The organism is Streptomyces sp. NPDC048018 (assembly GCF_043202995.1).
Classification (GTDB): Bacteria; Actinomycetota; Actinomycetes; order Streptomycetales; family Streptomycetaceae; genus Streptomyces.
This window is the reverse complement of the sequence record NZ_JBIDBK010000004.1, coordinates 754,483-780,455: the sequence shown is the minus strand read 5'-3', so window position 1 is coordinate 780,455 and position 25,973 is coordinate 754,483. Positions and strand designations below refer to the sequence as shown.

Genomic DNA, 25,973 nt, shown 5'->3' with positions numbered 1-25,973 from the left:
CACTAAGCTGGGGTCCGGCCCGTTCCGCCTTCACCGCTCACCGAGGAGCACCAAGTGATCGTCTTTTTCGAAGTCCTGCTGGCGCTCGTCTGTGTCGCGGTCCTCGCCTTCGCCGGTCTGACCGTGAAGAAGCTGTACCAGGGCCAGCGCTGAACCTCCTCCACACAGAACGCCTGAGCTGCTCATGATCGAGATCCCGTCCGACCTCAATCCGGACCTCGTCCCCCTCGCGTTCCTGCTCGGTACGTGGGAGGGCGCGGGCGTCTCCGACTTCCCCGGCGCCGAGAAGTGCAACTTCGGCCAGTCCGTGACCTTCAGCCACGACGGCCGGGACTTCCTCGAGTACCACTCGCACACCTGGGTGCTGGACGCCGACGGCAACAAGGTCCGCCCGCTCGAGAGCGAGAGCGGTTACTGGCGGATCGACAAGGACCGCAAGGTCGAGATCGTCATGGTCCGCGACCAGGGCATCGTCGAGGTCTGGTACGGCGAGCTCGCCGACCAGAAGCCGCAGATCGACATCGTCACGGACGCCGTCGCCCGCACCGCCGCCTCCGGCCCGTACACCGGTGGCAAGCGCCTCTACGGCTACGTCAAGAGCGACCTCATGTGGGTCGGCGAGAAGGCCACCCCCGAGGTGCCGCTCCGCCCCTACATGTCGGCGCACCTGAAGAAGGTCGTCACCCCCGAGGAGGTCGCCGAGATGGCGCGCAACCTCCCGGACATGCCCGACGACGGCATCGCCTTCTTCCGGTAGGCGCAAGTCGGCACCGGCGGAACCTGGGGCAGCTCACCGCGCCCTCCTACACTGGGGGCGTGGTGAGCACCGACTGGAAGAGCGACCTGCGGCAGCGCGGCTATCGGCTGACGCCCCAGCGCCAGCTTGTCCTGGAGGCCGTGGACGCGCTGGAACACGCGACCCCGGACGACATCCTCGTCGAGGTCCGCAAGACGGCCTCCGGGGTGAACATCTCCACCGTGTACCGGACCCTGGAGCTCCTGGAGGAGCTCGGGCTGGTCAGCCACGCCCATCTCGGGCACGGCGCGCCGACCTATCACCTCGCCGACCGGCATCACCATCTGCACCTGGTGTGCCGGGACTGCGGCGAGGTCATCGAGGCGGACGTCGAGGTGGCCGCCGAGTTCACCGGGAAGCTCCGCGAGACCTTCGGCTTCGAGACCGACATGAAGCACTTCGCGATCTTCGGCCGGTGCGGCGACTGTTCGCGGAAGGACGCCGCCCCGGAGTCGTAGGCTTTTCCCATGAAGAGCCCACTGCTGTCCCTGCCCGGCGCCGTCCCCGCCGAAGGCCGTGACGAAGGCGTCGCCGCGCACTACGGCGATCTGTTCCGCGAGCAGCGGACCCTCGCCGACGGCACCGGTTTCGTCGACCTCTCGCACCGCGGTGTCGTCGCCGTCTCCGGCGACGACCGGCTGAGCTGGCTGCACCTGCTGCTCACCCAGCACGTCAGCGAGCTCCCGGCCGGCCAGGCCACCGACGCGCTGATCCTCTCCGCGAACGGTCACATCGAGCACGCCCTGTACCTCGTCGACGACGGCGAGACGGTCTGGGTGCACGTGGAGCCGGGCACGCAGGCCGAGCTCCTCGCGTACCTGGAATCGATGAAGTTCTTCTACCGGGTCGAGGTCGCCGACCGCACGGAGGACATCGCGGTCGTGCACCTGCCGGCCGGTTCGATCGCGGAGGTGCCCGAGGGCGTGGTCGTCCGGGAGACCTCGCACGGGCGTGACCTGTTCCTGCCGCGGGCGGACCTGGAGTCCTTCGCCTCCTCGCACGGCCCGGCCGCCGGCGTCCTCGCCTACGAGGCGCTGCGGGTCGAGGCACACCGGCCGCGGCTCGGCTTCGAGACCGACCACCGGACCATCCCGCACGAGATCGGGGTGATCGGCAGCGCCGTCCACCTGCAGAAGGGCTGCTACCGCGGCCAGGAGACGGTCGCCCGCGTGCACAACCTGGGGAAGCCGCCGCGGCGGCTCGTCTTCCTGCACCTGGACGGCAGCGAGGTGCACCTGCCGGGGCACGGCACCCCGGTGCGGCTCGCGGCGGACGGCGAGGAGGGGCGGCAGCTGGGCTTCGTCACCAGCTCGGCGCGCCACCACGAGCTGGGGCCGATCGCCCTCGCCCTGGTGAAGCGGAACGTGCCGGTGGACGCCGACCTCGTCGCGGGGACCACGGCCGCCGCGCAGGAGGTCGTGGTCGAGCCGTAGGGCGGATTCCCGGGCCGGCTGCTCCTCGCGCCGCCGGCTCGTACGGCCGGCCGGCCGACCGCGGAGCCGGACCCGTACGGCGGGCCGATGGTGCCACCGGCCCGCACCTTCCGGCGTCCGGCCCGCACCTTCCGGCGCCCGGCCGGCGACCGGCCGGTCAGACCTCCAGCAGGACCGTGAACGGGCCGTGGTTCGTGAGCGACACGCGCATGTCCGCTCCGAAGCGGCCCGTCTCCACGCGCGCGCCCAGCTGCCGCAGCTGCGCCACGACCTCGTCGACGAGCGGCTCGGCGACCGGGCCGGGCGCGGCCGCGTTCCAGGTGGGGCGGCGGCCCTTGCGGGCGTCTCCGTAGAGAGTGAACTGCGAGATCACGAGGAGCGGCGCGTTCACGTCGGAGCAGGACTTCTCGCCCTCCAGTACCCGGACGGACCAGAGCTTTCTGGCCAATTGCGCCGCCTTCTCGGGGGTGTCGTCATGGGTCACCCCGACCAGGACGCACAGCCCCTCGCCGACGATCTCCCCGACGGTCTCCCCTGCGACGACGACGCTCGCGCCGTCCACCCTCTGTACCACTGCTCGCATACGGACCAACCTACCGACTGACCCGGGGAGGGCCGAACGGGTGCAGACCGCCTGCGTCGGCCGGGGCGGGAGTGGCACCATGCGGGAAAGGCGGTGCGTTTCCGCACCGGTCGAGGGGACGATTCACATGAGTGCATCTGGCACCGGGCACACGCCGTCCGGTCCCGTACCGCTGACCCGTACCGGCGGCTCCGTCGGCGGTGCCGTCGGGCGGCCGCCCGCGCAGCGGACCACCGAGCCCGACCTGCCGGACCGGCCGCGGCCGGACCTGGCCGGGCTGCGGCTGCCCGAGCTGCGGGCGCTGCGCCGCGACGCGCAGGGCGACGAGGCCGATCTCAGTTACGTGCGGCGGATGCTGCAGGGGCGGATCGACATCCTGCGGGCCGAGCTGGCGCGGCGCAGCGATCCGGAGGCGCCGGTGCTCGACCGCCTGTCGGAGATCCTGGCGGACACTCCGTCGCGGCCGGGGGCGGTGACGCGCTCGGCCCGGCACGTGACGCTGTCGACGCCGCGCAGCGAGGAGTACCGGCGGCTCGCGGCCGAGATGCTGTCGGAGGTCGAGTTGTCGGACCTGACGGCGCGTACGGACGAGGAGCTGCACACGGCGATGGGGCGGCTCGCGGGCTACGAGCAGCAGGTGTCGCGGCGCCGGCAGGAGCTCCAGCGGACCGCGGACGACTGCAGCGGGGAGATCGCCCGCCGCTACCGGGAGGGGGAGGCGCAGGTCGACGACCTGCTCGCCTGACGCGTTCCGACCGGGGCGAAACTCGGGTGCGGAGGCCTCGACGGGCCGCATAGCCTCGGAGGATGAGTCTTGAGGTGCGCGCGATCGACGAGACCGAGTTCCCCGCCTGGCTGCGGGCCAGGCGGGTGGGATTCCTCCGGCCGCCGGTGGTGTCCGACGAGGAGGTCGCCGACCGGCTGCCGCACACCGATCTCTCGCGTACCTACGGCGCGTTCGACCGCGGCCGCATGGTCGCCACCTTCCTCTCCTTCGACCAGCGGCTGAGCACGGTCGGTGGCGCGGACCTGGCGGCGAACGCGGTCAGCGGGGTCACCGTCTCCCCCACCCACCGCAGGCGCGGGCTGCTCAGCCGGATGATGGCCGACGACCTGGCGCTGGCGAAGGAGCGGGGTGACGCCTGCGCGACGCTGATCGCCGCGGAGTACCCGATCTACGGCAGGTTCGGCTTCGGCGTGGCCAGTTGGACCACCGAGTGGGCGGTGGACGTGACGCGGGCCGGGTTCGACCGTCGCCGACCGGGTCCGGCGGCCGAGGACGGCGGGGGCAGGATCGATCTGTCGGACGGTGCCGAGATCCGCAAGGAAGGCCCGGCGCTGCACCGCCGGCTGGCCGCGCAGCGGGCCGGGGTGACCGACCGCACGGCCCGCGGCTGGGACGTCGGCACGGGCAACGCGTATCACGTCGAGCCGTGGACCGAGCCGTTCTACGCCCTCTACCGCAACGACGCCGGAGAGGCCGAGGGCTTTGTCGCCTACACCTCCGACGACAGGTGGAACGACGGCAAGCAGCCGGTGAACACGGCCAGCGTGCGCGACTTCGTCGCCGTCACCCCGGCCGCCGAGCGCGCCCTGTGGCAGTACGTGTGCTCGGTCGACTGGATCACCCGCGTACGGACCGGCTACCGCGCCCCCGACGACCTGTTGTCGCTGCTGCTGCCCGATCCGCGCGCCGCGCAGGTCGTCACGCACGCCGACATGCTGTGGCTGCGGATCCTGGACGTGCCGAAGGTCCTCGAACCCCGGACGTACGCGACCGAGGGCACGCTCGTCCTGGACGTGCGCGACGCGGCCGGGTTCGCCGGCGGGCGCCATCGGCTCGACGCCTCGCCCGAGGGCGGCGCGGTGACGCCGACCGACGCCTCGCCCGATCTGGTGCTCGACGTGGCGGACCTGGCGACCCTGGTGCTCGGCGACGAGTCGGCCGTACGGCTGGCCGCGCTCGGCCGGGTCGAGGAGGCCGCGCCCGGCGCGGCCGCCCGCGCGGACCTGCTGCTGCGGACCTCGCGGCGGCCGTGGAGTATGGACATCTTCTGATCGAGAGCCGGTCGGGGAACGGGCGGAGGGCGTCGTGAGCGGGCTGCGGGAGCGGAAGAAGGAGCGGACGCGGCAGACGCTCTCCGAGGTGGCCATCGCGCTCTTCCTGGAGAAGGGCTTCGACGCGGTGTCGGTCGCGGAGGTCGCGGCGGCGGCCGAGGTGTCGAAGCCGACGCTGTTCCGCTACTTCCCGGCCAAGGAGGACCTGGCGCTGTACCGGTTCGCCGATCACGAGGACGAGCCGGCCCGGGTGGTGGCCCGGGCGCGGGCGGCCGGGGTGCCGCCGCTGGACGCGCTGCGCGACCACGTCCTCGACGGCCTGGAGCGGCGCGACCCGGTGACCGGCCTGAACGACGTGCCGGCGGTGCTCGCCTTCCTGCGGATGCTGTACGGCACCCCCGCGCTGGTGGCCCGGATGTCGGCTTTCCGGTCCCGGTCGGAGGAACTGCTCGCACAGGCCCTGGGCGGCACGGACCCGGTGGCGGCGCGGCTGGCGGCGGCGCAGGTGGTGGCGGTGCTGCGGGTCCTGGCGGAGGAGAACGTCCGGCGGATCACGGAGGGGGAGCCGGTCGAGGAGGTGCTGCCGGGCGCGGTGGCGGCCACGCGGCTCGCCTTCCGGCGGCTGGCGGAGGGGCTGCCGTACGGGGCGGATCCCAACGGTTCGTGACCCGGTAAAAAACGTGACCCGGTAACACTTCTTGTCTATCCTGGTGGCATGAAGTCGCTCCGTCATGACCTCGACCGGGAACGCGCCCATCACGACGCCTGCCGGGCCGCCCTGGTCCGCATGGCCGAGGACGTCGAGGAGCAGGTCGTCATCGGCGAGGACACCGCGGCCTCCGGGGCGGACGCCGAAGTCCTCGGGCACCACCTGCGCAGCCGTGCCAAGGTCTTCCGCGAGATGCCGCCGGGCCCCCTCTTCTTCGGCCGTCTCGACCGCGAGGACGGCCAGGTCCACCACATCGGCCGGCGCCGGATCGCCGAGCATCCGGCCGCCCCGCCGCTCGTCGTCGACTGGCGCGCGCCGGTCTCCCGGGCGTACTACCAGGCGGGTCCCCAGGACCCGCAGGGCGTGCTGCGGCGGCGCCGGTTCGGCTGGGCGCCGGGCAGCCGCGGGGCGTCCGAGGACCTGACGGCGCTGGAGGACGAGCACCTGTCGGGGGAGCGGCCGGCGGCCGCGCCGCCCACGACGTCGGGCACGGGCGGGGCGTCTGCGGGGACGGAGGGGGCGGAGGGGGCCGGGGGGCCGGCGGGGGAGGAGAGGGGCAGGGGTCCGGCGGGCGCTGCCGGGCCGGGGACGGTTCTCGCCGCGGAGATCGAGCGCCCCCGCGTCGGACCCATGCGGGACATCGCCGCGACGCTCCAGCCCGAACAGGACGCCCTCGTGCGCTCCGGGCCCGCCGACTCGCTCTGCGTGCAGGGTGCGCCGGGCACCGGCAAGACGGCCGTCGGCCTGCACCGCGCCGCCTATCTGCTCTACACCCACCCGCAGCGCCTCCAGCGCTCCGGGCTGCTCGTCCTCGGCCCCAACCGCACCTTCCTCTCCTACATCTCCGAGGTGCTGCCCGCGCTCGGCGAGACCGGGGTGCGCCAGTCCACCGTCGACGACGAGATCGCCCGCCACGAGGTGCGCGCCGAGGACGGCCCGGAGGCGGCCCGGATCAAGCACGACGCCCGGATGGCAGAGGTGCTCCGCCGGGCTCTGTACGCGCGGGTCGACCCGGCGCCCGCCGAGGACCTGGCGGTGCCGGACGGCTCGTACCGGTGGCGGGTGCCGGCCCACGAGCTCGCCGCGATCGTCGCGGCCGTACGGGAGGAGGCCCCGCCCTACGCGACCGGGCGCGAGCGGGTCCGGGCCCGGATCGTGCGGGCCCTGCGGCTGCGGGCGGAGCGCCGGGCCGGGGTGCTCGGCGCCGCCTGGGTGCGCCGGGTGGAGCGGGCCCGGCCCGTGTCGGCCTGCGTGGACGCGTGCTGGCCCAGGGTCACCCCGGAGGAGGTGCTCGCCGAGGTCCTGACCGACCCGCGGGACCCGCTGCTCGGCGCGGCGGAGCGGGCCGCGCTGCGCTGGGCGCGGGCCCCCCGCTCCTTCCGCAGCGCCCGCTGGAGCGCCGCCGACCTCGTCCTGCTCGACGAGCTGGCCGGCCTCATCGAGCGGCCCGGGGGTTATGCGCACATCGTGGTCGACGAGGCCCAGGACCTGTCGCCGATGGAGTGCCGGGTGATCGCGCGGCGGGCCGGATTCGGCTCCCTGACCGTGCTCGGCGACCTGGCGCAGGGCACCACCCCGTGGGCGGCCCGCGACTGGCGCGAGCAACTGGCCCATCTGGGCAAGCCGGACGCGCCGGTGGTCCCGCTGACGACCGGCTACCGGGTCCCGGCGGCGGTCGTCGACCTCGCCAACCGGCTGCTGCCGGAGCTGGGCGCGGGCGTTCCGGCCGGGCGCTCGCTGCGCGCGGGCGGCGAGGTGACCGTCCGCCGGGTCGCCGATGTGGCCGAGGGGGTGGGCGCGGCGGTGCGGGCGGCCCTGGCGGAGGAGGGCTCGGTGGGCGTGATCGCGACGGACGCGGCGGTCCCGGAGCTGGCACGAGCGCTGGCGCGGGGCCTGGGCGACGGCCCGGGGGCGGGGCCCGCGACCGTCGTGTCGGAGGGGCCGGGGCAGGGGGCCGGACCGTTCGCCCGGGTCTCCGTCGTTCCCGCGTCGCTCGCCAAGGGCCTGGAGTACGACCACGTCGTGGTCGCCGAGCCGGCCGCGATCGTGGCGGCCGAGCCGCGCGGCCTGCACCGGCTCTACGTGGTCCTCACCCGCGCGGTGTCCCGGCTGGACCTGGTGCACCGGGAGCCGCTTCCGGCGCCGCTGGCGCGTACAGGGCGCTGAGTTCGGCGCCGATCCGGGCGAGGGCGGTGCGGGCCTCGGGCGGGCCGAGGAGTTCGACGCGCGAGCCGAGGCCGGCGAGCTGGGCGGCGACGACCTCGGGGGAGGGGCCCGCCACCTCGATCGCGGTCCAGCCGCCGTCCGGTTCGCGGGCCCCGTACCGGATCCGGCTGCCGAAGAGGCCCTCCAGGAGTCCTTCGGTGCCGGGCGCGGCCCGGCCCCGGACCGTCGCGGCCACCATCCGGTCCTCCATGCGGGCGGCCAGCGCGCGCCAGGCGGTGGCGAGGTCGAAGTCCTCGGGCCGTACGACGGGTTCGCCGGTGACGGTGACGGAGGTGACGCGGCTGACGCGGAAGGTGCGGAGGTCCGCGGGGGAGCCGGGCCCGGCGGTGTCGCCGGTGGCGGCGACGAGATAGGGGACGCCGGTCTTGGCGGCGATGCCGAGCGGGTGGACCAGCCGCTGCCGCGGCTGCTGTCCGGGGCGCGCGTAGCCGATGCGGACCTGCACGCCGTCGACGACGGCCTGGCGGAGTGCGTCGAGGTGGACGGGGCCGGTCTCCGCGCCGGTCCAGTCGGTGGCGTCGGTGACCCCGGCCCGCGCGGCGGCCTCGGCGCCGGGGCGCAGGGGCGCGGGCAGGGCCCGGACGAGCTTGCGCAGCGCGGTACGGGTGCCGGGGCCGGCGTCGGCCTCGGGGCCGGCGAGGAGGAACAGGGCGCGGATCTCGGGGGCGTTGAGGCCGCTGAGGTCGGTCCGGGCGCCACCGACGAGACGCCAGCCGCCGCCCTTGCCCGCCGTCGAGTAGACGGGGACTCCGGCGGCGGCCAGTGCTTCCAGGTCGCGGCGGGCGGTGCGCTCCGACACCTCCAGCTCCGCGGCCAGTTCGGCGGCGGTGACGGGGGCGCCGCCCTGGCCGCGGGTCTGCAGGAAGAGCAGGGTGGCGACGAGTCGGTCGGCTCTCATGCGGCCATTGTCAGCTCACGTCGGGCGGGCCGGTCCGTGCGGAGCAGGAGGAGGGCCGCGGCGAAGGCGGCGACGAGGAGGCCGGCGCCGACGGCGAAGGCGAGGTGGTAACCGCCGGTGAGGGCCTCGGGGGTGGGGCGGCCGGCGGCGGTGAGCGCCTCGGTGCGGGCGGCGGCCAGGGTGGACAGGACCGCGACGCCCACGGCCATGCCGATCTGCTGGGTGGTGTTGAACAGTCCGGAGGCGAGGCCGGCGTCCTCGTCCCGGGCGCCGGACATGCCGAGCGCGGTGAGTGCGGGCAGCGCGAGTCCGAAGCCGGCGGCGAGCAGCATCACCGGCAGCAGGTCGACGGCGTAGGAGGCGTGGACCGGGGTCCGGGTGAGCAGGCCGAGCACGCCGACGAGCAGGACGAGACCGGTGAGCAGGACGTTCCGCTCGCCGAAGCGGGTGATCAGGCGGGCCGAGAGGCCCAGGGAGACAGCGCCGACGACGACGGCGGCGGGCAGCATCGCGAGGCCGGTCTCCGCGGCGCCGTAGCCCTGGACCTGCTGCAGGTAGAGCGCGACGAGGATCTGGAAGGAGAACAGCGCGGCGACCATGAGCATCTGGACGAGGTTGGCGCCCGCGACGCTGCGGGAGCGCAGGACGCGCAGCGGCATGAGGGGCTGGGCGGCGGTGGCCTGGCGGACCAGGAAGCCGGCGAGGAGGACCAGCGCGAGGGCGCCGAGGCCGAGGGTGCGGGCCGAACCGGCCCCGTAATCCTCGATCTTGACGACGGTGTAGATGCCGGTCATGAGCCCGGAGGTGACGAGCAGGGCGCCGAGGACGTCGGCGCCGGCGCGCAGGCCGAGGCCCCGGTCGGCGGGGAGGGCCCGCAGGGCGACAAGGAGGGCGGCCGCGCCGATGGGGAGGTTGATGAAGAAGATCCAGTTCCAGGCGAGGGCGTCGGTGAGGAGGCCGCCGAGGACCTGGCCGATCGAGGCGCCGGCGGCTCCGGTGAAGCCGAACACGGCGAAGGCCTTGGCGCGTTCGCGGGGTTCGGTGAAGAGCGCGACGACGATGCCGAGGCTGACGGCGGAGGCCGCCGCGCTGCCGACGCCCTGGAGGAAGCGGGCGGCGATGAGGACGCCGGGGGAGGTGGCGGCGCCGGCGAGGAGCGAGGCGGCGGTGAAGACACCGGTCCCGGCGAGGAACACGCGCTTGCGGCCGAGGAGGTCGCCGAGCCGCCCGGAGAGGAGCAGCAGCGCGCCGAAGGCGATGAGGTAGGCGTTCACGACCCAGCTGAGGCCGGCGGGGGTGAAGCCGAGGTCGCCCTGGATGGCGGGCATGGCGACGGTGACGATGCTGCCGTCGAGGACGGTCATCAGCATGCTCGTGGCGAGGACGCCGAGGGCGGTCCAGCGGGAGGTACGCATGGCGAGCTCTCCTGTCGAAGGGGGCAACAGGAAGGACGCTAGCAGATAGTTTTGTTGCAGACCATCTATCTCGGTCGTACTTGTCTTCTCGGTCGCGCTTGCTTGTCTTCCCGGTCGCGCAGGTCGCCGGTGGTGCTCCTGGCGCCGGTCGCGCTCCCGGCGGCGGTCGCGCCGCGCTCACCTGGTGGACTGGCGAGCCCTCCGCGCGGTGTGCGCCCCCTCGGCGGGGGTCTCCAGATGCCCGGTGACCAGCCGGTTCAGCGCCCGCAGCAGGACCTCGCGCTCCTCGTCGGGCAGTGAGCCGAGCGCGTCCCCGTGCACCTCGTCGACGATCTTCTGGCTCCGCGCGGCGACCTTCGCGCCCTCCTCGGTCACCGCGATGATCCGGGCCCGCCGGTCGACGCTCGACGGCCGCCGCTCCGCGTATCCCGCCTTCTCCAGCGCGTCCACGGTCACCACCATCGTGGTCTTGTCCATGTCCCCGATCTCCGCGAGCTGGGCCTGCGTCCGCTCCTCCTCCAGGGCGTGGACGAGCACGCAGTGCATCCGCGCGGTCAGTCCGATCTCGCCGAGCCGCGCCGCCATCTGCGTGCGCAGCACATGGCTGGAGTGATCGAGGAGGTAGGAGAGGTCGGGCTCGGTCCGGGTGGGCGCCATGGCAGTCATGTGGCCAGGGTAGCGAGAAAGGTTCCGTTGCGGACGATCGGCGAAGGGACGAGCGGGCGGGCGCGGGTGGCAGGCTGAGGCCATGCTGCCCCTGCTCTTCCTCGACGTGGACGGCCCTCTGATCCCCTTCGGCGGCCCCGGGCCCTACCCCGCGTACGCCCCCGCGCCCCCCGCGGACGCCCATCCGCTGCTCCACCGTGTGGACCCGGCCCACGGCCGGCGCCTCACGGCACTCGGCTGCACGCCGGTCTGGGCGACCACCTGGACCGACGAGGCGAACGACGTCCTGGCCCCGCGGCTCGGGCTGGCGCCGCTTCCCGTCGTGCACTGGCCCGAAGAGGACGAGGGCGAGGGCGAGGACGAGGACCTGAGGGCGGGCGTGGGCGGGGGTCCGGGTGCGGCCGCCGACCCGGGCGCGCGTACGGGGCGGCCCGGCGCGGGGCCGGTGGGCCTGCACTGGAAGACGCGGCCGCTCGCCGCCTGGGCAGCCGGGCGGCCGTACGTCTGGCTCGACGACGAGATCACCGAGGCCGACCAGGCCTGGGCCGCCGCCCGCCACCCCGCTCCCGCCCTCCTCCACCGCGTCGACCCGCGGACGGGCCTCACGGACGCGGACTACGCCGTGGTCGCGGCCTGGGTGGCTGAGTACGGGGCCCGGCGGAGATGAGTGGGGGTGCTCAGGCCCGTGCGGTGGCGCGCCGCCGAGGATGGAGCCGTCACCCCGCATCGCACCCGAGGAGCCGGCCATGAACCCCGAGTCGTACACGGCGCTGTACGGACCCGGCCACCCGCAGCCGGTGTCCCGCCGGGGGCAGACGGGCGCCGCGGTCCTGGCCGGGGTGGTCTGGGCGGTGGTGTCGGTGCTGCTGGGCGGGCAGGCGACGATGGTGCTCGTCGCGGTGTTCGTCGGCGCCGCGGCGGGCGAGCCGGTCGGCGGCCTGCTGCTGGGGAGCACCCTGATCGGGACCGTGGCCCTCGGCGCCCCGGTCGCCCTGACCTTCCTCCCGCCCGCGCGGCGCCTGTCCGTGCCGGCGCGCTTCCTGCTCGCCGGTGGCGTGGCCCTCCCGATCGCGCTCGGGATCGTGGCGTGGGTCGCCACCCGGGGCCGCTGAGGCCCCCGGCGGCGGACGGAATCAGGCGCGCGGCTGGTTGAACCGCAGCATGTTGCCCGCCGGGTCGCGGAACGCGCAGTCGCGCACGCCGTACGGCTGGTCCATGGGCTCCTGGAGGACCTCGCCGCCCGCCGAGCGGATGCGCTCGAAGGTGGCGTCCACGTCGTCCGTGCGGAAGATGACGCCGCGCAGCATGCCCTTGGCGAGCAGCTCGGCGGCGGCCTGGCGGTCGGCGGCGGGGGCGTTCGGATCCGCCAGCGGCGGTTCGAGGACGATCTCGACGTCCGGCTGCGTGGGCGAGCCGACGGTCACCCACCGCATCCCCTCGAAGGAGACGTCGTTGCGGATCTCCAGGCCGAGGGCGTCGCGGTAGAACGCGAGCGCCTTGTCGTGGTCGTCGACGGCGATGAAGCACTGGGAGAGGTTGATGGTGTTCATGGCGACGACGCTACGAGGCGGGGGAGCTTTCCGCTTCTCCGTTCCTGATCCGTTGCCGATCGGCCCCGCGCCGTGCTCTTCGGGGCCGTCCTCCGCCGTGGTCCCATGGCAGTCCTGGACCCGTGGTCTCGGGGCCGTCCTGGGCCCGTGGTCTCAGGGCCGTCCTGGGCCCGTGGTCCCCTGGCCGTCCGCGGCGCCCCCGGGGCCGGCCGTCCTACGCCGTGGTCTCCGGGGCCGCGCTCCTCGGGGGCCGGGTCGGGCGCGTCAGGAACTTCGCCACGCACGCCGGGATCGGCTCGCCCGCCCCGTGGTCCCGCGCCCGGTACGCACTCGGACTCTCCCCGACGAGCTCGGTGAAGCGCGTGCTGAACGAGCCGAGCGACGTACAGCCCACCGCGAAGCAGACCTCCGTCACGCTCAGGTCGCCGCGGCGCAGCAGCGCCTTCGCCCGCTCGACGCGGCGGGTCATCAGATAGCTGTACGGCGTCTCCCCGTACGCGGCCCGGAAGCTGCGCTGGAAGTGCCCCGCGGACATCAGCGCGGCCCGGGCGAGGGCCGGGACGTCCAGCGGCTCCGCGTAGTCGCGGTCCATCATGTCCCGCGCGCGGCGCAGTCGTACCAGGTCGTCGAGGCTCGGCGGCGTCACGGAGCAAGCATGGCACGGCGCGCCCACGACGGGGCCGGTTGTCCACAGGCAGCTCGGTTGTCCACAGGAGAGCAGGAATCGAGAAGCAGCGCCGCCCCGTGCCGCCTAGCCTGGCTCCCAGGACCGCAGCGCAGGGACCGCGGGGCCGTGGGCACCTCGGGCGCCCCGGGAATCGCAGGATCGCAGGGAGAGATGTCAGCCATGAGCAAGTCGCACGCCGCCGACAGCCACGACATGATCCGCGTGCACGGGGCGCGAGAGAACAACCTCAAGGACGTCAGCATCGAGCTCCCGAAGCGCCGGCTCACCGTGTTCACGGGTGTCTCGGGCTCCGGCAAGAGCTCCCTCGTCTTCGACACGATCGCCGCCGAGTCGCAGCGGCTGATCAACGAGACCTACAGCGCCTTCGTGCAGGGCTTCATGCCCTCGCTGGGGCGTCCCGAGGTCGACGTCCTCGACGGACTGACGACCGCCATCACCGTCGACCAGCAGCGCATGGGCGGCGACCCGCGCTCCACGGTCGGCACCGCCACCGACGCCAACGCGATGCTGCGCATCCTCTTCAGCCGCCTCGGCACCCCGCACATCGGCGGCCCCAAGGCCTTCTCCTTCAACGTCGCCTCGATCAGCGGGGCCGGCGCGGTCTCGGTGGAGAAGGCCGGCAGGACCGTGAAGGAGCGGCGCAGCTTCACCGTCACCGGCGGCATGTGTCCGCGCTGCGAGGGCCGCGGCAGTGTCTCCGACATCGACCTCACGGCGCTGTACGACGACTCCAAGTCGCTCGCCGAGGGCGCGCTGACCATCCCCGGGTACACGATGGACGGCTGGTACGGGCGCATCTTCAGCGGCAGCGGCTTCTTCGACATGGACAAGCCGATCCGCCGCTACACCAAGCGCGAGCTGAACGACCTGCTCCACCGGGAGCCCACCAAGATCAAGGTCGAGGGCATCAACCTCACCTACGAGGGCCTGATCCCCAAGCTGCAGAAGTCGATGCTGTCGAAGGACATCGACTCCCTCCAGCCGCACGTCCGCGCCTTCGTCGAGCGCGCGGTCACCTTCGCCGTCTGCCCCGACTGCGACGGCACCCGGCTCAACGAGGGGGCCCGCTCCTCGAAGATCGGTGAGGTGAGCATCGCCGACGCCTGCGCGATGCAGATCAGCGACCTGGCCACCTGGGTCCGCGGCATCGAGGACCCGTCGGTGGCGCCGCTGCTCGCCACGCTCCAGCAGACCCTGGACTCCTTCGTCGAGATCGGCCTCGGCTATCTCGCGCTGGACCGTCCCTCCGGCACCCTTTCCGGCGGCGAAGCGCAGCGCGTCAAGATGATCCGCCACCTCGGCTCGTCCCTGACCGACGTCACCTACGTCTTCGACGAGCCGACCACCGGTCTGCACCCGCACGACATCCAGCGCATGAACGACCTGCTGCTGCGGCTGCGCGACAAGGGGAACACGGTCCTCGTCGTGGAGCACAAGCCGGAGACGATCGCGATCGCCGACCATGTCGTCGACCTCGGCCCGGGCGCCGGCTCCGGCGGCGGCAGCGTCTGCTTCGAGGGCACCGTGGCCGGGCTGCGCAGGAGCGGCACCGTCACCGGCCGTCACTTCGGCGACCGCGCCTCGCTCAAGGAGGCGGTGCGCAAGCCGACCGGCACCCTGGAGATCCGCGGCGCGACGGCGAACAACCTGCGGGACGTCGACGTCGACATCCCGCTCGGTGTGCTCGCCGTCGTCACGGGCGTCGCCGGCTCCGGCAAGAGCTCGCTGGTGCACGGCTCGATCCCGGGCGGCGCGGGCGTGGTCTCGGTCGACCAGGGCGCCATCCGCGGCTCGCGGCGCAGCAATCCGGCGACGTACACGGGGCTGCTCGACCCGATCCGCAAGGCCTTCGCGAAGGCCAACGGCGTGAAGCCGGCCCTGTTCAGCGCCAACTCCGAGGGCGCCTGCCCGACGTGCAACGGCGCCGGCGTCGTCTACACCGACCTGGCGATGATGGCCGGGGTCGCGACCCCGTGCGAGGAGTGCGAGGGCCGGCGGTTCCAGGCCTCCGTTCTCGAATACCACTTCGGCGGGCGGAACATCGCCGAGGTGCTCGCGATGTCCGTGGGCGAGGCCGAGCAGTTCTTCGGAGCGGGCGACGCGCGCACCCCTGCGGCCCATCGGATCCTGGAGCGGCTCGCGGACGTCGGCCTCGGCTACCTCAGCCTGGGCCAGCCGCTCACCACGCTCTCCGGCGGCGAACGCCAGCGCCTCAAGCTGGCCACGCACATGGGCGACAAGGGCGGCGTGTACGTGCTCGACGAGCCGACGGCCGGTCTGCACCTCGCCGACGTGGAGCAGCTGCTCGGGCTGCTCGACCGGCTGGTCGACTCCGGCAAGTCGGTGATCGTGGTCGAGCACCACCAGGCGGTGATGGCGCACGCCGACTGGATCATCGACCTCGGTCCCGGCGCCGGACACGACGGCGGCCGGATCGTCTTCGAGGGCACCCCGGCCGACCTGGTGGCCGACCGCTCCACCCTGACGGGGCAGCACCTCGCGGAGTACGTGGGCGCCTGATTCCCGGTCAGCCGCCCGGAGCGCCCGCCGGCCCTCCGCGGGGTCCGGGGAGGCTGTCCGGAACTGTGCGGGCCACGTCGTTTCCGACACTCACGGTGGGTGGCGGGCCCGGCCCAGGATGAGGGCATGACCTCAGGACAGACAGTGGTGGTGTACGGCGCGTACGGGCACACGGGCCGTTTCGTGGTGGCGGAGCTGCGCGAGCGCGGCTTCGTCCCGGTGCTCTCGGGCCGCGACGAGCGGAAGCTGAAGGAGATGGCGGAGGGCGGCGGGTGGGACGTCCGCCCGGCGCCGGCCGACGACCCGGCGGCCCTCGACCGGGCGCTGGCGGGCGCGGCGGCGGTGGTGAACTGTGCCGGACCCTTCGCCACGACCGCCGGACCCGTCATCGAGGCGGCCCTGCGGGCGGGCCTCCCGTACGTGGACGTGGCGGCCGAGATCGAGGCCAACGTGGACACGTTCGAGCGCTTCGCCGACCGGGCCGTGGCGGCGGGGACGGTCGTCCTGCCCGCGATGGCCTTCTTCGGCGGACTCGGCGACCTGCTCGCCACGGCCGCGATGCGCGACTGGACGACGGCCGACGAGGCGCACGTCGCCTACGGCCTGGACAGCTGGCACCCGACGGCGGGGACGCGCGCCGCGGGCGTGGTCTCGCGCGAGCGGCGCGGCGGCCGGCGCCCGGTCTTCACGGACGGCCGCCTCCGATACCGGGACGACGCCCCGCCGGCCCTGGAGTGGGCGTTCCCGGAGCCCATGGGGACGCGGCGGATGATCGGCGAGTTCACGATGGCCGATGTCGTCACGCTGCCCAGCCATCTGGCGATCCCCGAGGTGCGGACCTCCATGGCGGTCGAGGCGGCGGGCGACCTGGCCGCCGCGGACACCCCGGCGCCGACCCCGGCCGACGGGAGCGGGCGCTCGGCGCAGACCTTCCTCGTCGACGTCGTCGTCCGCTCCGGAGCACGGGAGCGGCGTGCGACGGCGGCGGGCCGGGACATCTACGCCGTGACGGCGCCCCTCGCGGCCGAGGCCGTCGCGCGCATCCTCGCGGGCCGTACGCGCGCGGCGGCGGGCGTGCTGTCGGCGGGCGCCCTCTTCGACGCCGATGACTTCCTGCGCTCCCTGTCCCCTCAGGTGACGGTTGAGCTCGACACGTAACAAAACTATTGCAAGCACATGCTTGCAATAGTTAGCAGCGGCTGGCAGGGTCGTGGCATGGCTTCACTCAACGTCGGCAACCTTGGCGAGTACCTCCGCGAGCAGCGGCGCACCGCGCAGCTGTCCCTGCGGCAGCTCGCCGAGGCGGCGGGGGTGTCGAATCCGTATCTGAGTCAGATCGAGCGGGGGCTGCGCAAGCCCAGCGCCGAGGTGCTCCAGCAGGTCGCCAAAGCCCTGCGGATCTCCGCCGAGACGCTGTACGTGCGCGCCGGGATTCTCGACGAGCAGGAGCGGGACGAGCTGGAGACGCGCGCCGTCATCCTGGCCGATCCCTCGATCAACGAGCGGCAGAAGCAGGTGCTGCTCCAGATCTACGACTCCTTCCGTAAGGAGAACGCCGCCGAGAGCGCCACGGGGCAGCAGGTGCCGCAGGCGCCGCAGACGCAGCCCACCGACACGTAGAAATCTCTGGGAGGACCACACCATGGCCATCATCGACGAACTGCGTACCCCCCTCTACTTCGCCGCCGGCACCGCCGACCTCGCCGTGCAGCAGGCCAAGAAGGTCCCCGGCCTGATCGAGCAGATCGCCGCCGAGGCGCCGGGCCGGATCGAGGCCGTGAAGAACACGGACACGAAGGCGGTCCAGGAGAAGGCGCAGGCGAGGCTCGCCGAGTTCGTGGGCGTCCTCGACACGGACCTGAAGAAGCTCGGCGAGCAGGCGCAGGACCTGGCCCTGCGCGGGGTCGGGGTCGCGGCCGAGTACGCGGTGAAGGCCCGCGAGAAGTACGAGGAGCTCGCCGCGCACGGCGAGGAGGCGGTGAAGGCCTGGCGTGGCGAGGCCGCCGAGGAGATCGTCGAGATCGCCGTCGTGGTCGAGCCCGAGGCCAGGACCGAGGAGAAGGCCACGGCCGTGGAGGAGCCCGAGGCCAAGGCGCCGGCCCGGAAGACCACTGCCCGCAAGACCCCGGCCAAGAAGGCGGCGGCGGAGAGCGTCGAGGGCTGAGGTCCCCGCGCGACCCGACGCCCCGGCCCCCGCGACGCCCGCACCCGTCGCGACGCCCCGGCCCCGGCACCCGTCGCGACGTCACGGCCCCGGCCCCCGGCCCCGGCACCCGTCCCGCGACGTCCCGGCCCCCGGCCCCGCGACGTCCGCACCCGTTGCGGCGTCGCAGACGGTGCATTCCGCACCCGATGCGACGTCCACGGGCCGGACGTCGCGGGGCGAGGGCGCCGTCCGGTAGGCGAAGTGGCCGGTCCGGGCACCAATCCCGGTGTCCGGAGCGTTGTACCGGGTACCTTGGCCGCGAGGCGCTCCACACACTCACCTAGGCGGTGCTCAGCATGTTGGCGAACGGCTTCGACTCGATCCTCTCCTTGGTGACCTTTCTGGTCTTCACCGGCTTCGCCGTCGCCGCGTTCGTCTTCGCCGCCATGGCGCGCGAGGACGCCTACCGTGCCGCCGACAAGCAGACCAAGAAGTTCTGGCTGATCCTGCTCGGCGTCAACCTGCTGCTGAACCTGCTCCTGCCGATGCTGTTCCTGCAGATCGCCGGGCTCATCGCCGCCATCGTCTTCATGGTCGACGTGCGCCCCGCGCTCCGGCAGGTCACGGGTGGCGGCGGGCGCCGTGGCGGGGGTTCGAGCAGCGACGGCCCCTACGGCCCGTACAACGGCGGCCGGTAGCGGCAGCCGTGCGTGAGTGAGCCGGGCCCGGGGTCAGCCCCGGGCCTTCTCGCGTTCCAGGGCCAGGACCGCCACGTCGTCCGTCAGCTCCCCGCCGTTCAGCGAGCGCACCTCGGTCACGGCCGCGTCGAGCAGTTCCTCGCCCCGCAGTCCCTCCGCCAGCTGCCGGTTGATCATCTCGACCATGCCGTCCTGGCCCAGCCGCGGCGAGTCCGGGCCCGCCGAGCGGCCCTCGATCAGGCCGTCGGTGTACATGAGCAGGCTCCAGGTCGGGCCCAGTTCCACCTGTCGGCGCGGCCAGCGGGCGCGCGGCAGCACACCGAGGGCGGGCCCGCTGTCCTCGTACGGCAGGAGCTGCGCCGCCCGGCCGTGCCGGGCGATCAGCGGGGAGGGGTGGCCGGCCAGGCACAGTCCGGCCCGGCGTCCGTCGGGCGCGATGTCGACCGTGCACAGGGTCGCGAAGATCTCGTCGCTCTCCCGCTCGTGCTCCAGGACCTGCTGGAGGGTGGAGAGCAGCTCGTCCCCGCACAGGCCCGCGAAGGTCAGCGCGCGCCAGGCGATCCGCAGTTCGACGCCGAGCGCGGCCTCGTCGGGGCCGTGCCCGCAGACGTCGCCGATCATGGCGTGGACCGTGCCGTCGGGCGTGCGGACGGTGTCGTAGAAGTCGCCGCCCAGCAGCGCCCGGGACCGGCCGGGCCGGTAGCGGGCGGCGAACCGCAGGTCGGAGCCCTCCAGGAGCGGTGTGGGCAGCAGCCCGCGTTCCAGGCGGGCGTTCTCCTGGGCGCGCAGCCGCGACTCGGCCAGCTTGATCTTCACGACGTCGTTGCGCTTGCGCTCGACGGCGTAGCGGATGGCGCGGCTGAGCAGCCGCCCGTCGAGCTCCTCACGGAACAGGTGGTCCTGGGCCCCGACGCGTACGGCCTCGGCGGCGAGGTCGGCGTCCGCGGACGCGGCGAGCGCGAGCACGGCGTGCCGCGGTGCGAGGCGCAGGATGTGCTGCAGCGGTGCGAGCGGGTCGTCCTCGGCCCCGCGGGGGGCGGGCAGGGCCAGGTCGACGAGCACGCAGTGCACGTCGTCGGTGAGGAGCCGCTCGGCCTCGGTGAGGTTGCGGGCGGTACGGATGCGGACCCGGGTCCCGGCCGCGTCGAGCAGCTCGGGTACGGCGAGGGCGCCGGCCGGGTCGTCCTCGACGACCAGGAGCGTCAGGTCGTGGGCGGTGCCGGGCGTTCCGGGTGCCGCGGGAGAATCGATTCTCTGGCGCGGTACGGGTACGGGCATCGGTCTGGGTTTCCTTCCCCTCCCCCCGAGGGCCGGGGACCGACCATAGCGGTACCGCGCGCCGCAGCGGAATGGCGATCACGCGGTGAACCGGCAGGCCGGTATGGCATATGCCACGGATGGGGAGGTAGTCGCCGCCCAGGGGCCCCCGGGGAGCCCCCGAGAGCGCTCCGGGCGATGAGAAAGGTCACTCCGGTGCCGTCCGGGGGCCGCCCCCCGGGCGTTCGCCGTGTCACCCCGGGCGCACGACTCCGAGGATCTCCATCGAGCCCGCGCCGGTGATCGTCACGTTCCGCCCGGGCCGGGGCGCGTGCACGATGGCCCCGTTGCCCACGTACATCCCGATATGGCTGGCGTCCTTGTAGTAGACGATCAGGTCGCCGGGACGCATGTCCTCGACGGCCACGTGCGGCAGCAGCCGCCACTGCTCCTGCGAGGTGCGCGGGATGTTCCGCCCGGCCGCGGACCACGCGCTCTGGGTCAGCCCCGAGCAGTCGTACGAGCCCGGGCCCTCGGCCCCCCACACGTACGGCTTGCCGATCTGCGCCGTCGCGAACTCCACCGCCCGCTTGCCCGCCGGGGTCGTCTTGTCGCTGAGGCCCTTGAGGATGCCCGAACCGACCCAGGCGGTCTGGTTCCGGGACTGCTCCTGCTCCTCCAGGCGCAGCAGCCTGGCCCGCTCCTCGGCGGCGAGCTCGGACTCCAGCTTCTTCGCCGCCTCGATCTTGTCGTTGATCTCCTTCTTCGCCTTGGCCTGCCTGACGCGGTTGGCCTCCAGCTTGGTCCAGTTGACGCTGGCGTCCTTGGCGTAGGTGGTCAGCTCGGCCTGCGTGCGGTTCATCTCGCCGAGCAGGTCCCTGGTGGCCTTGTGGCCCTCCTTGAGACGCCCCGCGTTGTCGAGGAAGAGCTGGGGATCGTCGGTCAGGACGAACTGGGCGCCGTCCGGCAGCCCGCCGTTGCGGTACTGCGCGCGGGCCGCGGCGCCCGCGCGGGCCTTGAGGTCCTCGATCTTCTCCCGGCCGGCCACGATCATCCGGGCCAGCTTCACGATCTCCTGGGACTGCTCCCTGGTCTTCTCCTCGGCGAGGTTGTACGCGTCGGTGGCGGACGCGGCCTGCCGGTACAGGGCGTCGATCTCCTGACGCACCTCTTCGAGGCTCTTCTTCTGCTGCTTCGGCGGCGGTGGAAGCGGAGCGGCGGAGGCCTGCAGGGTGAGCACGGGTGAGGCAAGCACCGTCAGGGCGCAGACCACGGTGAGCGTGGCGATGGCATGGCGGCGTCGGTTCACTGTCTCCCCCTCGGACACCGATCTGATTTACCGTCAGTAACTTGGTCGTGACCTTGGCGATAGTGCCATGTGGAACACGAAAGCAACAGGGGAGAGCAGGGCCTGTCGGGTCACTTCCCCCCAGGGGGGACGAGTGTTGCTCCTGCCGCGTTCCCCGACGGGAGGAAAATCGGCGCCAGTTGGGCGAGCGGAAGGCGGCCGGGCCCGCCCGGACGCCGCCCGGGCGCTCATCCCCGTGGTGCCAGCGCCTCCCAGCGCACCGTCACCTCGCCCTGCCGCCAACGCCGCGGACCGTCCGTCAGCGGCCAGTCGGCCGCCAGGGCGCGCACGGCGCGGATCCAGCGCTGCCGGGCGCCCAGCGAGGCGAACGGGGCGGCCGCCGCCCAGGCCCGGTCGAAGTCGCGCAGGAAGGCGTGCACCGGCTCGCCCGGGACGTTGCGGTGGATCAGCGCCTTGGGGAGCCGCTCCGCGAGATCGGACGGCCGGTCGAGCGAGCCCAGCCGGGTCGCGAAGGTCACCGTCCGGGGTCCCGTCCGGTCCAGCGCGACCCACACGTGCCGCCGGCCGATCTCGTCGCAGGTGCCCTCCACCAGGAGCCCCTCGGGGGTGAGTCGCGCGCACAGGCGCTCCCAGACGGCGGCGACCTGCTCCTCGTCGTACTGGCGCAGCACGTTGGCCGCACGGATGAGGGAGACCTCGCCGGGCACCGGGACCTCGAAGCCGCCGTGCCGGAAGCTCAGCCCCTCGCGCTCGTACGGCCGGGCCGCGGCGACCCGCGCCGGCTCGATCTCGATGCCGACCACGAGGGTCCGGGGATCGGCGGTGCGCAGTCGCTCCAGGAGCTCGACCGGGGTCCAGGGCGCTGCCCCGTAGCCGAGGTCGACGGCGACGGGCGCGGTGTCGGAGCGGCGCAGGGCGGGGCCGTGCGCGGCGGCGATCCAGCGGTCCTGGCGGCGCAGCCGGTTGGGGTTGGTGGTCCCGCGGGTGACCGTGCCGACAGGGCGGACGGCGGGGCGGGTGGTGCGCGGGGCCATGGAACGAGCGTAAGGGGTGCGGCGGGGTGGCCCGTGCGGCCCTGCCGGGGGTGCGGCGGGGGGCCCTTACGGCCTTGGTCCTGGGCGCGGCGGGGGCTCTCGGGCGGTCTTGGGCCGGGGGCTTCCGGGCGGCGGCCTGGTCCGGGGTGTGGCGGGGGCTTCCGTACGACCTTGTTCCGTGGTGCGGCGGGGGCTCCCGTACGGCCCTGTTCCGTGGTGCGGCGGGGCCTTCCGGGCGGCGCGCCGCGCCCCGACACACCACCGGGCCGGTAATGAATTGGCAAAACGCCGCTGCCGAAGGAAATGAAAGGGGGCATTCCGGTGTTCTGCTCGCCGGAGGGTGTGACGCGCCCCCCGTCTGCCATGCCCGACAGCGGAAGGACCGTCGACGTGAGCCAGTACGTGTCCCGGTTCGCCGGCACTCTGGCGGCGCCGCCCCGGCTCCGGCTTCCCGGCCGGCACCGCAGCCCGCGCCGCGTGGCGATGCTCAGCGTTCACACCTCCCCCCTGCACCAGCCCGGCACCGGCGACGCCGGCGGCATGAACGTCTACATCGTGGAGCTGGCCAAACGGCTCGCCGCGATCAACGTCGAGGTCGAGATCTTCACCCGGGCCACCACCGGCGGCCTCTCCCCGGTCGTCGAGCTCGCCCCCGGCGTGCTCGTCCGGCACGTGGACGCGGGGCCCTACGAGGGGCTCGCCAAGGAGGAGCTGCCGGCCCAGCTGTGCGCCTTCACGCACGGCGTGATGCAGGCCTGGGCGGGCCACCGGCACGGGTACTACGACCTGGTGCACTCCCACTACTGGCTCTCCGGCCACGTCGGCTGGCTCGCCGCCCAGCGCTGGGGCGTCCCGCTCGTCCACACCATGCACACCATGGCCAAGGTCAAGAACGCGGCGCTCGCGGAGGGCGACACCCCCGAGCCCGCCGCCCGGGTGATCGGCGAGACCCAGGTGGTCGCCGCCGCCGACCGCCTCATCGCCAACACGGCGGAGGAGGCCGACGAGCTCGCCCGCTTCTACGAGGCCGATCCGGCCAAGATCGCCGTCGTGCACCCCGGGGTGAACCTCGACCACTTCCGCCCCGCCGACGGCCGCGCCGCCGCGCGGGCCCGGCTCGGGCTGCCGCAGGACGCCTTCATCCCCGCCTTCGCCGGCCGCATCCAGCCGCTGAAGGCCCCCGACATCCTGCTGCGCGCCGCCGCCGTGCTCCTGGAGCGGGACCCGTCGCTGCGCTCGCGCATGGTGGTGCCGGTGGTCGGCGGTCCGAGCGGCAGCGGCCTGGCCAAGCCCGAGGGGCTGCAGAAGCTCGCGGCCAAGCTGGGCGTCTCCGACCTCGTGCAGTTCCACCCGCCGGTGGGCCAGGACCGGCTCGCGGACTGGTTCCGGGCGGCCAGCGTGCTCGTCGTCCCCTCCTACAGCGAGTCCTTCGGCCTCGTCGCCATCGAGGCGCAGGCGGCCGGCACACCGGTCGTCGCGGCGGCGGTGGGCGGTCTGCCCGTGGCCGTACGGGACGACGTCACCGGCTTCCTGGTGCAGGGCCACGACCCGGCGGACTACGCCCGCGCGCTCGGCCGGTTCCTCGACGACCCGCAGCTGTCCGCCCGGATGGGCGCGGCCGCGGCCCGGCACGCGGCCTCGTTCGGCTGGGACACGGCGGCGTCGGCGACGGCGGACGTGTACACGGCCGCCATGCACGACCACCGGCTGCGCGAACAGCGCCGTCGCGTACGCTCGCACCATGGCTGAGGGCGAGGCACGGGCACAGGACGTCAGGCAGGTCGTCGAGGACACCCTGAAGGACGCGGAGCTGGAATGGGAGTCCCCGGAGCCGGGCTCCTACGTGGTCAGACTCCCCGGCACCCGCAAGCTCTTCACCACCCTGTCGCTGCGCGTCGGCCGTCACTCCCTCTCGCTGAACGCCTTCGTCATCCGCCACCCGGACGAGAACGAGCCCGGCGTCCACCGCTGGCTCCTGGAGCGCAACCTCAAGCTGTACGGCGTGAGTTACGCGGTCGACCCGCTCGGCGACATCTACCTGGCCGGCAAGCTGCCGCTGGCCGCCGTCAGCCCGGAGGAGCTGGACCGGCTCCTCGGCTCCGTCCTGGAGGCGGCGGACGGCGACTTCAACACGCTCCTGGAGCTGGGTTTCGCGTCGGCGATCCGGCGGGAGTACGCGTGGCGGGTGTCGCGCGGCGAGTCGACGCGGAATCTCGACGCGTTCAGGAACCTGACCCGGAAGCCCGCCGAGTGACTCCTCCCCGGCCACTCGGCCGGGGCCGCAACGACGTCACTTTCCCGTGCGCGTAAGGCTGCTGGGCCGAGGGGCCCGCCGTCCGTGATGCCGACCACGGCCTCCGGTTCGCCTCCGCCCGCACCCTGCGCCGCACCCGCGTCGAGGAACCCGGCGCGCACCCCCGTACCTCGCGCGCGACCTCCGCACCCGCCCGAAGGCGTACGCCCCTGACCGGAGGCGTACGCGCCCACGCCCGGAGCCCACGCGCACGCCCGGAGGCGTACGCGCCCACGCCCGGGGGCGTACAGCGCGCCTGACGCCGAACGCCCCCGTATCCCCGTATCCCCGTATCCCCAGGATCCGCACGAGGTGCGGAAGGCCTTCAGGAGGAGCTGACGGCCTCCGGCCTGTCCGCCGGCTCACTGACGACCGGGACGTCCGTCTCGGCGCCGGCGAGGGCGGTCCGCAGCCGGGTCTGGTAGCCGAGGGCGGCGACGGCGCCGACGACGGCGCAGGCGATCCACAGGACGTCCGGGCCCGGACCGTCGACGATCCCGCCGGCCAGGATCGGCGCGACGAAGCCGGCGACCGCCCAGGACATGCCCATCACGCCCTGGTAGCGGCCGCGGGCGTGCTCCGGGGCGAGGCGGGCGGTGGCGGCGGCGTTGGTGGGGACGTGGACCATCTCGCCGATCGTCCAGACGATGACGGTCGCGCCGAAGGCCAGCGAGCTGCCGGCCAGCGCGGTGGCGCCGGTACCGAGGGCGAACAGGAGGGAGGAGATGGTCAGCAGGAGGACCGGCGAGCGCTTGTCGGTGACCTTGTTGACGAGCAGCTGGAAGCCGACGATGACGACGCCGTTGACGGCGATGACGGCACCGTACGCGGAGGGTTCGAGGCCTTCGGTGGCCATGGTCAGCGGCAGGCCGATCCAGGGTGCGGTGAAGACCAGGCAGACGAGCAGGTTGAGCAGCACCAGGGTCCGGAAGGGCGCGTCGCGCAGCACGGTGAGGACGCTGACCCGCTCCTCGGCGAGCGCCTCGCCGGTGGCCTCGTCGACCCTGGCCTCCGGCCGGGTCTCCGGCAGCCGGAGGAAGACGATCAGCGCGCAGAGCACGGTGGCGGCGGCGTCGACGAGGAAGAGGGTGCGGTAGCCGAGGACGATGGCGACACCGCCGCCGATGGCGGCGATGGCGAAGCCGAGGTTGAGGGCCCAGTAGTTGAGGGCGTAGGCGCGGCGCACGTCGTGCGCGGGGACCAGGTCGGCGATGCTGGCGTTGATGGACGGGCGCACGCCCTGCATGGCGACGCCCATGAGGAGGACGACGAGGGCGACGCCCCAGGGGTTGGTGACGACCGCGAGCAGGGCCGAGCAGACGGCGGCGGCCAAGTGCATGCTGACCATCGTGGGGCGGCGGCCCCAGCGGTCGGTGAGCATGCCGCCCAGCGGCGAGCCCGCCACGCCGCCGAGGCCGTGGAGGGCGACGACGATGCCGGCGAACCAGGCGGAGTGGCCGAGCTCCTGGGTGAGGTAGAGGGACAGGAAGGTCAGGACGAAGGCGCCGGTCCGGTTGACCAGGGTCGACAGCCAGAGCCACCAGAAGCCCCCGGGAAGCCCGGCGACCGTGGTGCGCGCTGATCGGATGAGCGAGTCGATGGACATGTGTGGCCGGCCCCCTGGTGCGTGTAAGTCCCTCATGCGGCGCTCGAAACTTACGCATCTCATACGCCGGACGCCAGCGAATTGACGG

At 73.6% G+C, this 25,973-nt stretch carries 26 protein-coding genes; 16 read left to right on the top strand and 10 right to left on the bottom strand.

Annotation, left to right across the window (positions count from 1 at the left end; all coding sequences use genetic code 11):
- Positions 1 to 184 precede the first annotated feature (184 nt).
- From ACGF1Z_RS19615 to ACGF1Z_RS19605, 3 genes are read left to right on the top strand one after another with little or no spacing between them, the layout of a single operon-like run.
- Positions 185 to 757, top strand: a complete 573-nt coding sequence (locus tag ACGF1Z_RS19615) for an FABP family protein (RefSeq protein WP_393005529.1) — start codon at positions 185 to 187, stop codon at positions 755 to 757.
- Positions 758 to 816: 59 nt separating this feature from the next.
- Complete coding sequence (locus tag ACGF1Z_RS19610; protein WP_393005527.1) at positions 817 to 1,254, top strand: Fur family transcriptional regulator; 438 nt, start codon at positions 817 to 819, stop codon at positions 1,252 to 1,254.
- Between the two features lie 9 nt (positions 1,255 to 1,263).
- Positions 1,264 to 2,229 carry a YgfZ/GcvT domain-containing protein gene (locus tag ACGF1Z_RS19605; RefSeq protein WP_393005525.1) on the top strand — a complete coding sequence of 322 codons (966 nt, stop codon included), beginning with the start codon at positions 1,264 to 1,266 and terminating at the stop codon, positions 2,227 to 2,229.
- Positions 2,230 to 2,386: 157 nt separating this feature from the next.
- Here ACGF1Z_RS19605 and dtd read toward each other — a convergent pair whose 3' ends face one another.
- Positions 2,387 to 2,812, bottom strand: a complete 426-nt coding sequence (gene dtd / locus ACGF1Z_RS19600; RefSeq protein ID WP_128977900.1) for a D-aminoacyl-tRNA deacylase — start codon at positions 2,810 to 2,812, stop codon at positions 2,387 to 2,389.
- Positions 2,813 to 2,939: 127 nt separating this feature from the next.
- Between dtd and ACGF1Z_RS19595 the strand changes: the two genes are divergently transcribed.
- The 4 genes from ACGF1Z_RS19595 to ACGF1Z_RS19580 all read left to right on the top strand — a co-directional run bounded on the left by ACGF1Z_RS19595 (position 2,940) and on the right by ACGF1Z_RS19580 (position 7,745).
- Positions 2,940 to 3,557, top strand: coding sequence for an ABC transporter substrate-binding protein (locus ACGF1Z_RS19595; protein ID WP_393005522.1), 618 nt, complete (start codon positions 2,940 to 2,942; stop codon positions 3,555 to 3,557).
- Positions 3,558 to 3,619: 62 nt separating this feature from the next.
- Positions 3,620 to 4,870 carry a GNAT family N-acetyltransferase gene (locus ACGF1Z_RS19590; protein WP_393005520.1) on the top strand — a complete coding sequence of 417 codons (1,251 nt, stop codon included), beginning with the start codon at positions 3,620 to 3,622 and terminating at the stop codon, positions 4,868 to 4,870.
- A 34-nt stretch (positions 4,871 to 4,904) separates the two neighbouring features.
- Complete coding sequence (locus ACGF1Z_RS19585) at positions 4,905 to 5,537, top strand: TetR/AcrR family transcriptional regulator (protein ID WP_393005518.1); 633 nt, start codon at positions 4,905 to 4,907, stop codon at positions 5,535 to 5,537.
- A 48-nt stretch (positions 5,538 to 5,585) separates the two neighbouring features.
- Positions 5,586 to 7,745: a HelD family protein gene (locus ACGF1Z_RS19580; RefSeq protein WP_393005516.1), complete on the top strand. Its 2,160-nt coding sequence runs from the start codon at positions 5,586 to 5,588 to the stop codon at positions 7,743 to 7,745.
- Here ACGF1Z_RS19580 and ACGF1Z_RS19575 read toward each other — a convergent pair.
- The 3 genes from ACGF1Z_RS19575 to ACGF1Z_RS19565 all read right to left on the bottom strand — a co-directional run bounded on the left by ACGF1Z_RS19575 (position 7,669) and on the right by ACGF1Z_RS19565 (position 10,784).
- Positions 7,669 to 8,703: a helix-turn-helix transcriptional regulator gene (locus tag ACGF1Z_RS19575; protein WP_393005514.1), complete on the bottom strand. Its 1,035-nt coding sequence runs from the start codon at positions 8,701 to 8,703 to the stop codon at positions 7,669 to 7,671. The two genes, ACGF1Z_RS19580 and ACGF1Z_RS19575, sit on opposite strands and share 77 nt — an antisense overlap.
- Positions 8,700 to 10,118: an MFS transporter gene (locus tag ACGF1Z_RS19570; RefSeq protein ID WP_393005512.1), complete on the bottom strand. Its 1,419-nt coding sequence runs from the start codon at positions 10,116 to 10,118 to the stop codon at positions 8,700 to 8,702. The genes ACGF1Z_RS19575 and ACGF1Z_RS19570 overlap by 4 nt, the downstream gene beginning before the upstream one ends.
- 177 nt (positions 10,119 to 10,295) lie before the next feature.
- Complete coding sequence (locus ACGF1Z_RS19565; RefSeq protein WP_393005510.1) at positions 10,296 to 10,784, bottom strand: MarR family winged helix-turn-helix transcriptional regulator; 489 nt, start codon at positions 10,782 to 10,784, stop codon at positions 10,296 to 10,298.
- A gap of 82 nt (positions 10,785 to 10,866) precedes the next feature.
- Here ACGF1Z_RS19565 and ACGF1Z_RS19560 point away from each other — a divergent pair, with 82 nt between their 5' ends.
- Together ACGF1Z_RS19560 and ACGF1Z_RS19555 are read left to right on the top strand one after the other, a co-directional pair.
- The gene (locus tag ACGF1Z_RS19560; protein WP_393005508.1) at positions 10,867 to 11,451 is read left to right on the top strand and encodes a hypothetical protein; all 585 of its coding nucleotides are present in this window, start codon (positions 10,867 to 10,869) and stop codon (positions 11,449 to 11,451) included.
- Positions 11,452 to 11,530: 79 nt separating this feature from the next.
- Positions 11,531 to 11,896 carry a hypothetical protein gene (locus ACGF1Z_RS19555; RefSeq protein ID WP_393005506.1) on the top strand — a complete coding sequence of 122 codons (366 nt, stop codon included), beginning with the start codon at positions 11,531 to 11,533 and terminating at the stop codon, positions 11,894 to 11,896.
- Between the two features lie 21 nt (positions 11,897 to 11,917).
- Here the strand turns inward: ACGF1Z_RS19555 and ACGF1Z_RS19550 are convergent, their stop codons facing one another.
- Complete coding sequence (locus ACGF1Z_RS19550) at positions 11,918 to 12,334, bottom strand: VOC family protein (RefSeq protein WP_365347506.1); 417 nt, start codon at positions 12,332 to 12,334, stop codon at positions 11,918 to 11,920.
- Between the two features lie 214 nt (positions 12,335 to 12,548).
- Positions 12,549 to 12,929, bottom strand: a complete 381-nt coding sequence (locus ACGF1Z_RS19545) for a helix-turn-helix transcriptional regulator (protein WP_393005682.1) — start codon at positions 12,927 to 12,929, stop codon at positions 12,549 to 12,551.
- Positions 12,930 to 13,181: 252 nt separating this feature from the next.
- On the opposite strand from ACGF1Z_RS19545, the gene ACGF1Z_RS19540 reads away from it, so the two are divergent.
- The 5 genes from ACGF1Z_RS19540 to ACGF1Z_RS19520 all read left to right on the top strand — a co-directional run bounded on the left by ACGF1Z_RS19540 (position 13,182) and on the right by ACGF1Z_RS19520 (position 18,386).
- On the top strand, positions 13,182 to 15,542 hold the full coding sequence (locus ACGF1Z_RS19540; protein ID WP_393005504.1) for an ATP-binding cassette domain-containing protein: 2,361 nt from the start codon (positions 13,182 to 13,184) through the stop codon (positions 15,540 to 15,542).
- 126 nt (positions 15,543 to 15,668) lie between these two features.
- The gene (locus ACGF1Z_RS19535) at positions 15,669 to 16,700 is read left to right on the top strand and encodes a saccharopine dehydrogenase family protein (protein ID WP_393005502.1); all 1,032 of its coding nucleotides are present in this window, start codon (positions 15,669 to 15,671) and stop codon (positions 16,698 to 16,700) included.
- 57 nt (positions 16,701 to 16,757) lie between these two features.
- The gene (locus tag ACGF1Z_RS19530) at positions 16,758 to 17,162 is read left to right on the top strand and encodes a helix-turn-helix domain-containing protein (protein ID WP_393005500.1); all 405 of its coding nucleotides are present in this window, start codon (positions 16,758 to 16,760) and stop codon (positions 17,160 to 17,162) included.
- A gap of 22 nt (positions 17,163 to 17,184) precedes the next feature.
- A complete protein-coding gene (locus tag ACGF1Z_RS19525) occupies positions 17,185 to 17,706 on the top strand; it encodes a hypothetical protein (protein ID WP_393005498.1) in 522 nt (173 codons plus the stop codon).
- 338 nt (positions 17,707 to 18,044) lie between these two features.
- Entirely contained in the window at positions 18,045 to 18,386 is a 342-nt protein-coding gene (locus tag ACGF1Z_RS19520; RefSeq protein WP_393005680.1) for a DUF2516 family protein, read from the top strand.
- Positions 18,387 to 18,419: 33 nt separating this feature from the next.
- On the opposite strand, the gene ACGF1Z_RS19515 is transcribed toward ACGF1Z_RS19520, so the two are convergent.
- From ACGF1Z_RS19515 to ACGF1Z_RS19505, 3 genes are all read right to left on the bottom strand, one after another.
- Positions 18,420 to 19,664, bottom strand: a complete 1,245-nt coding sequence (locus ACGF1Z_RS19515; protein WP_393005496.1) for a PP2C family protein-serine/threonine phosphatase — start codon at positions 19,662 to 19,664, stop codon at positions 18,420 to 18,422.
- Positions 19,665 to 19,896: 232 nt separating this feature from the next.
- Positions 19,897 to 20,952 (bottom strand): NlpC/P60 family protein, encoded by a 1,056-nt coding sequence (locus ACGF1Z_RS19510; protein WP_393005494.1) that lies wholly within the window; start codon positions 20,950 to 20,952, stop codon positions 19,897 to 19,899.
- 227 nt (positions 20,953 to 21,179) lie between these two features.
- A complete protein-coding gene (locus ACGF1Z_RS19505; RefSeq protein ID WP_393005492.1) occupies positions 21,180 to 21,986 on the bottom strand; it encodes a class I SAM-dependent methyltransferase in 807 nt (268 codons plus the stop codon).
- Positions 21,987 to 22,376: 390 nt separating this feature from the next.
- On the opposite strand from ACGF1Z_RS19505, the gene mshA reads away from it, so the two are divergent.
- Both mshA and ACGF1Z_RS19495 read left to right on the top strand, forming a co-directional pair.
- Positions 22,377 to 23,735: a D-inositol-3-phosphate glycosyltransferase gene (mshA, locus tag ACGF1Z_RS19500; protein ID WP_393005490.1), complete on the top strand. Its 1,359-nt coding sequence runs from the start codon at positions 22,377 to 22,379 to the stop codon at positions 23,733 to 23,735.
- Positions 23,728 to 24,240: a YbjN domain-containing protein gene (locus ACGF1Z_RS19495; RefSeq protein ID WP_393005488.1), complete on the top strand. Its 513-nt coding sequence runs from the start codon at positions 23,728 to 23,730 to the stop codon at positions 24,238 to 24,240. The genes mshA and ACGF1Z_RS19495 overlap by 8 nt, the downstream gene beginning before the upstream one ends.
- A 364-nt stretch (positions 24,241 to 24,604) precedes the next feature.
- Here ACGF1Z_RS19495 and ACGF1Z_RS19490 read toward each other — a convergent pair whose 3' ends face one another.
- Positions 24,605 to 25,885 (bottom strand): MDR family MFS transporter, encoded by a 1,281-nt coding sequence (locus ACGF1Z_RS19490; RefSeq protein ID WP_393005486.1) that lies wholly within the window; start codon positions 25,883 to 25,885, stop codon positions 24,605 to 24,607.
- Positions 25,886 to 25,973: the final 88 nt, after the last annotated feature.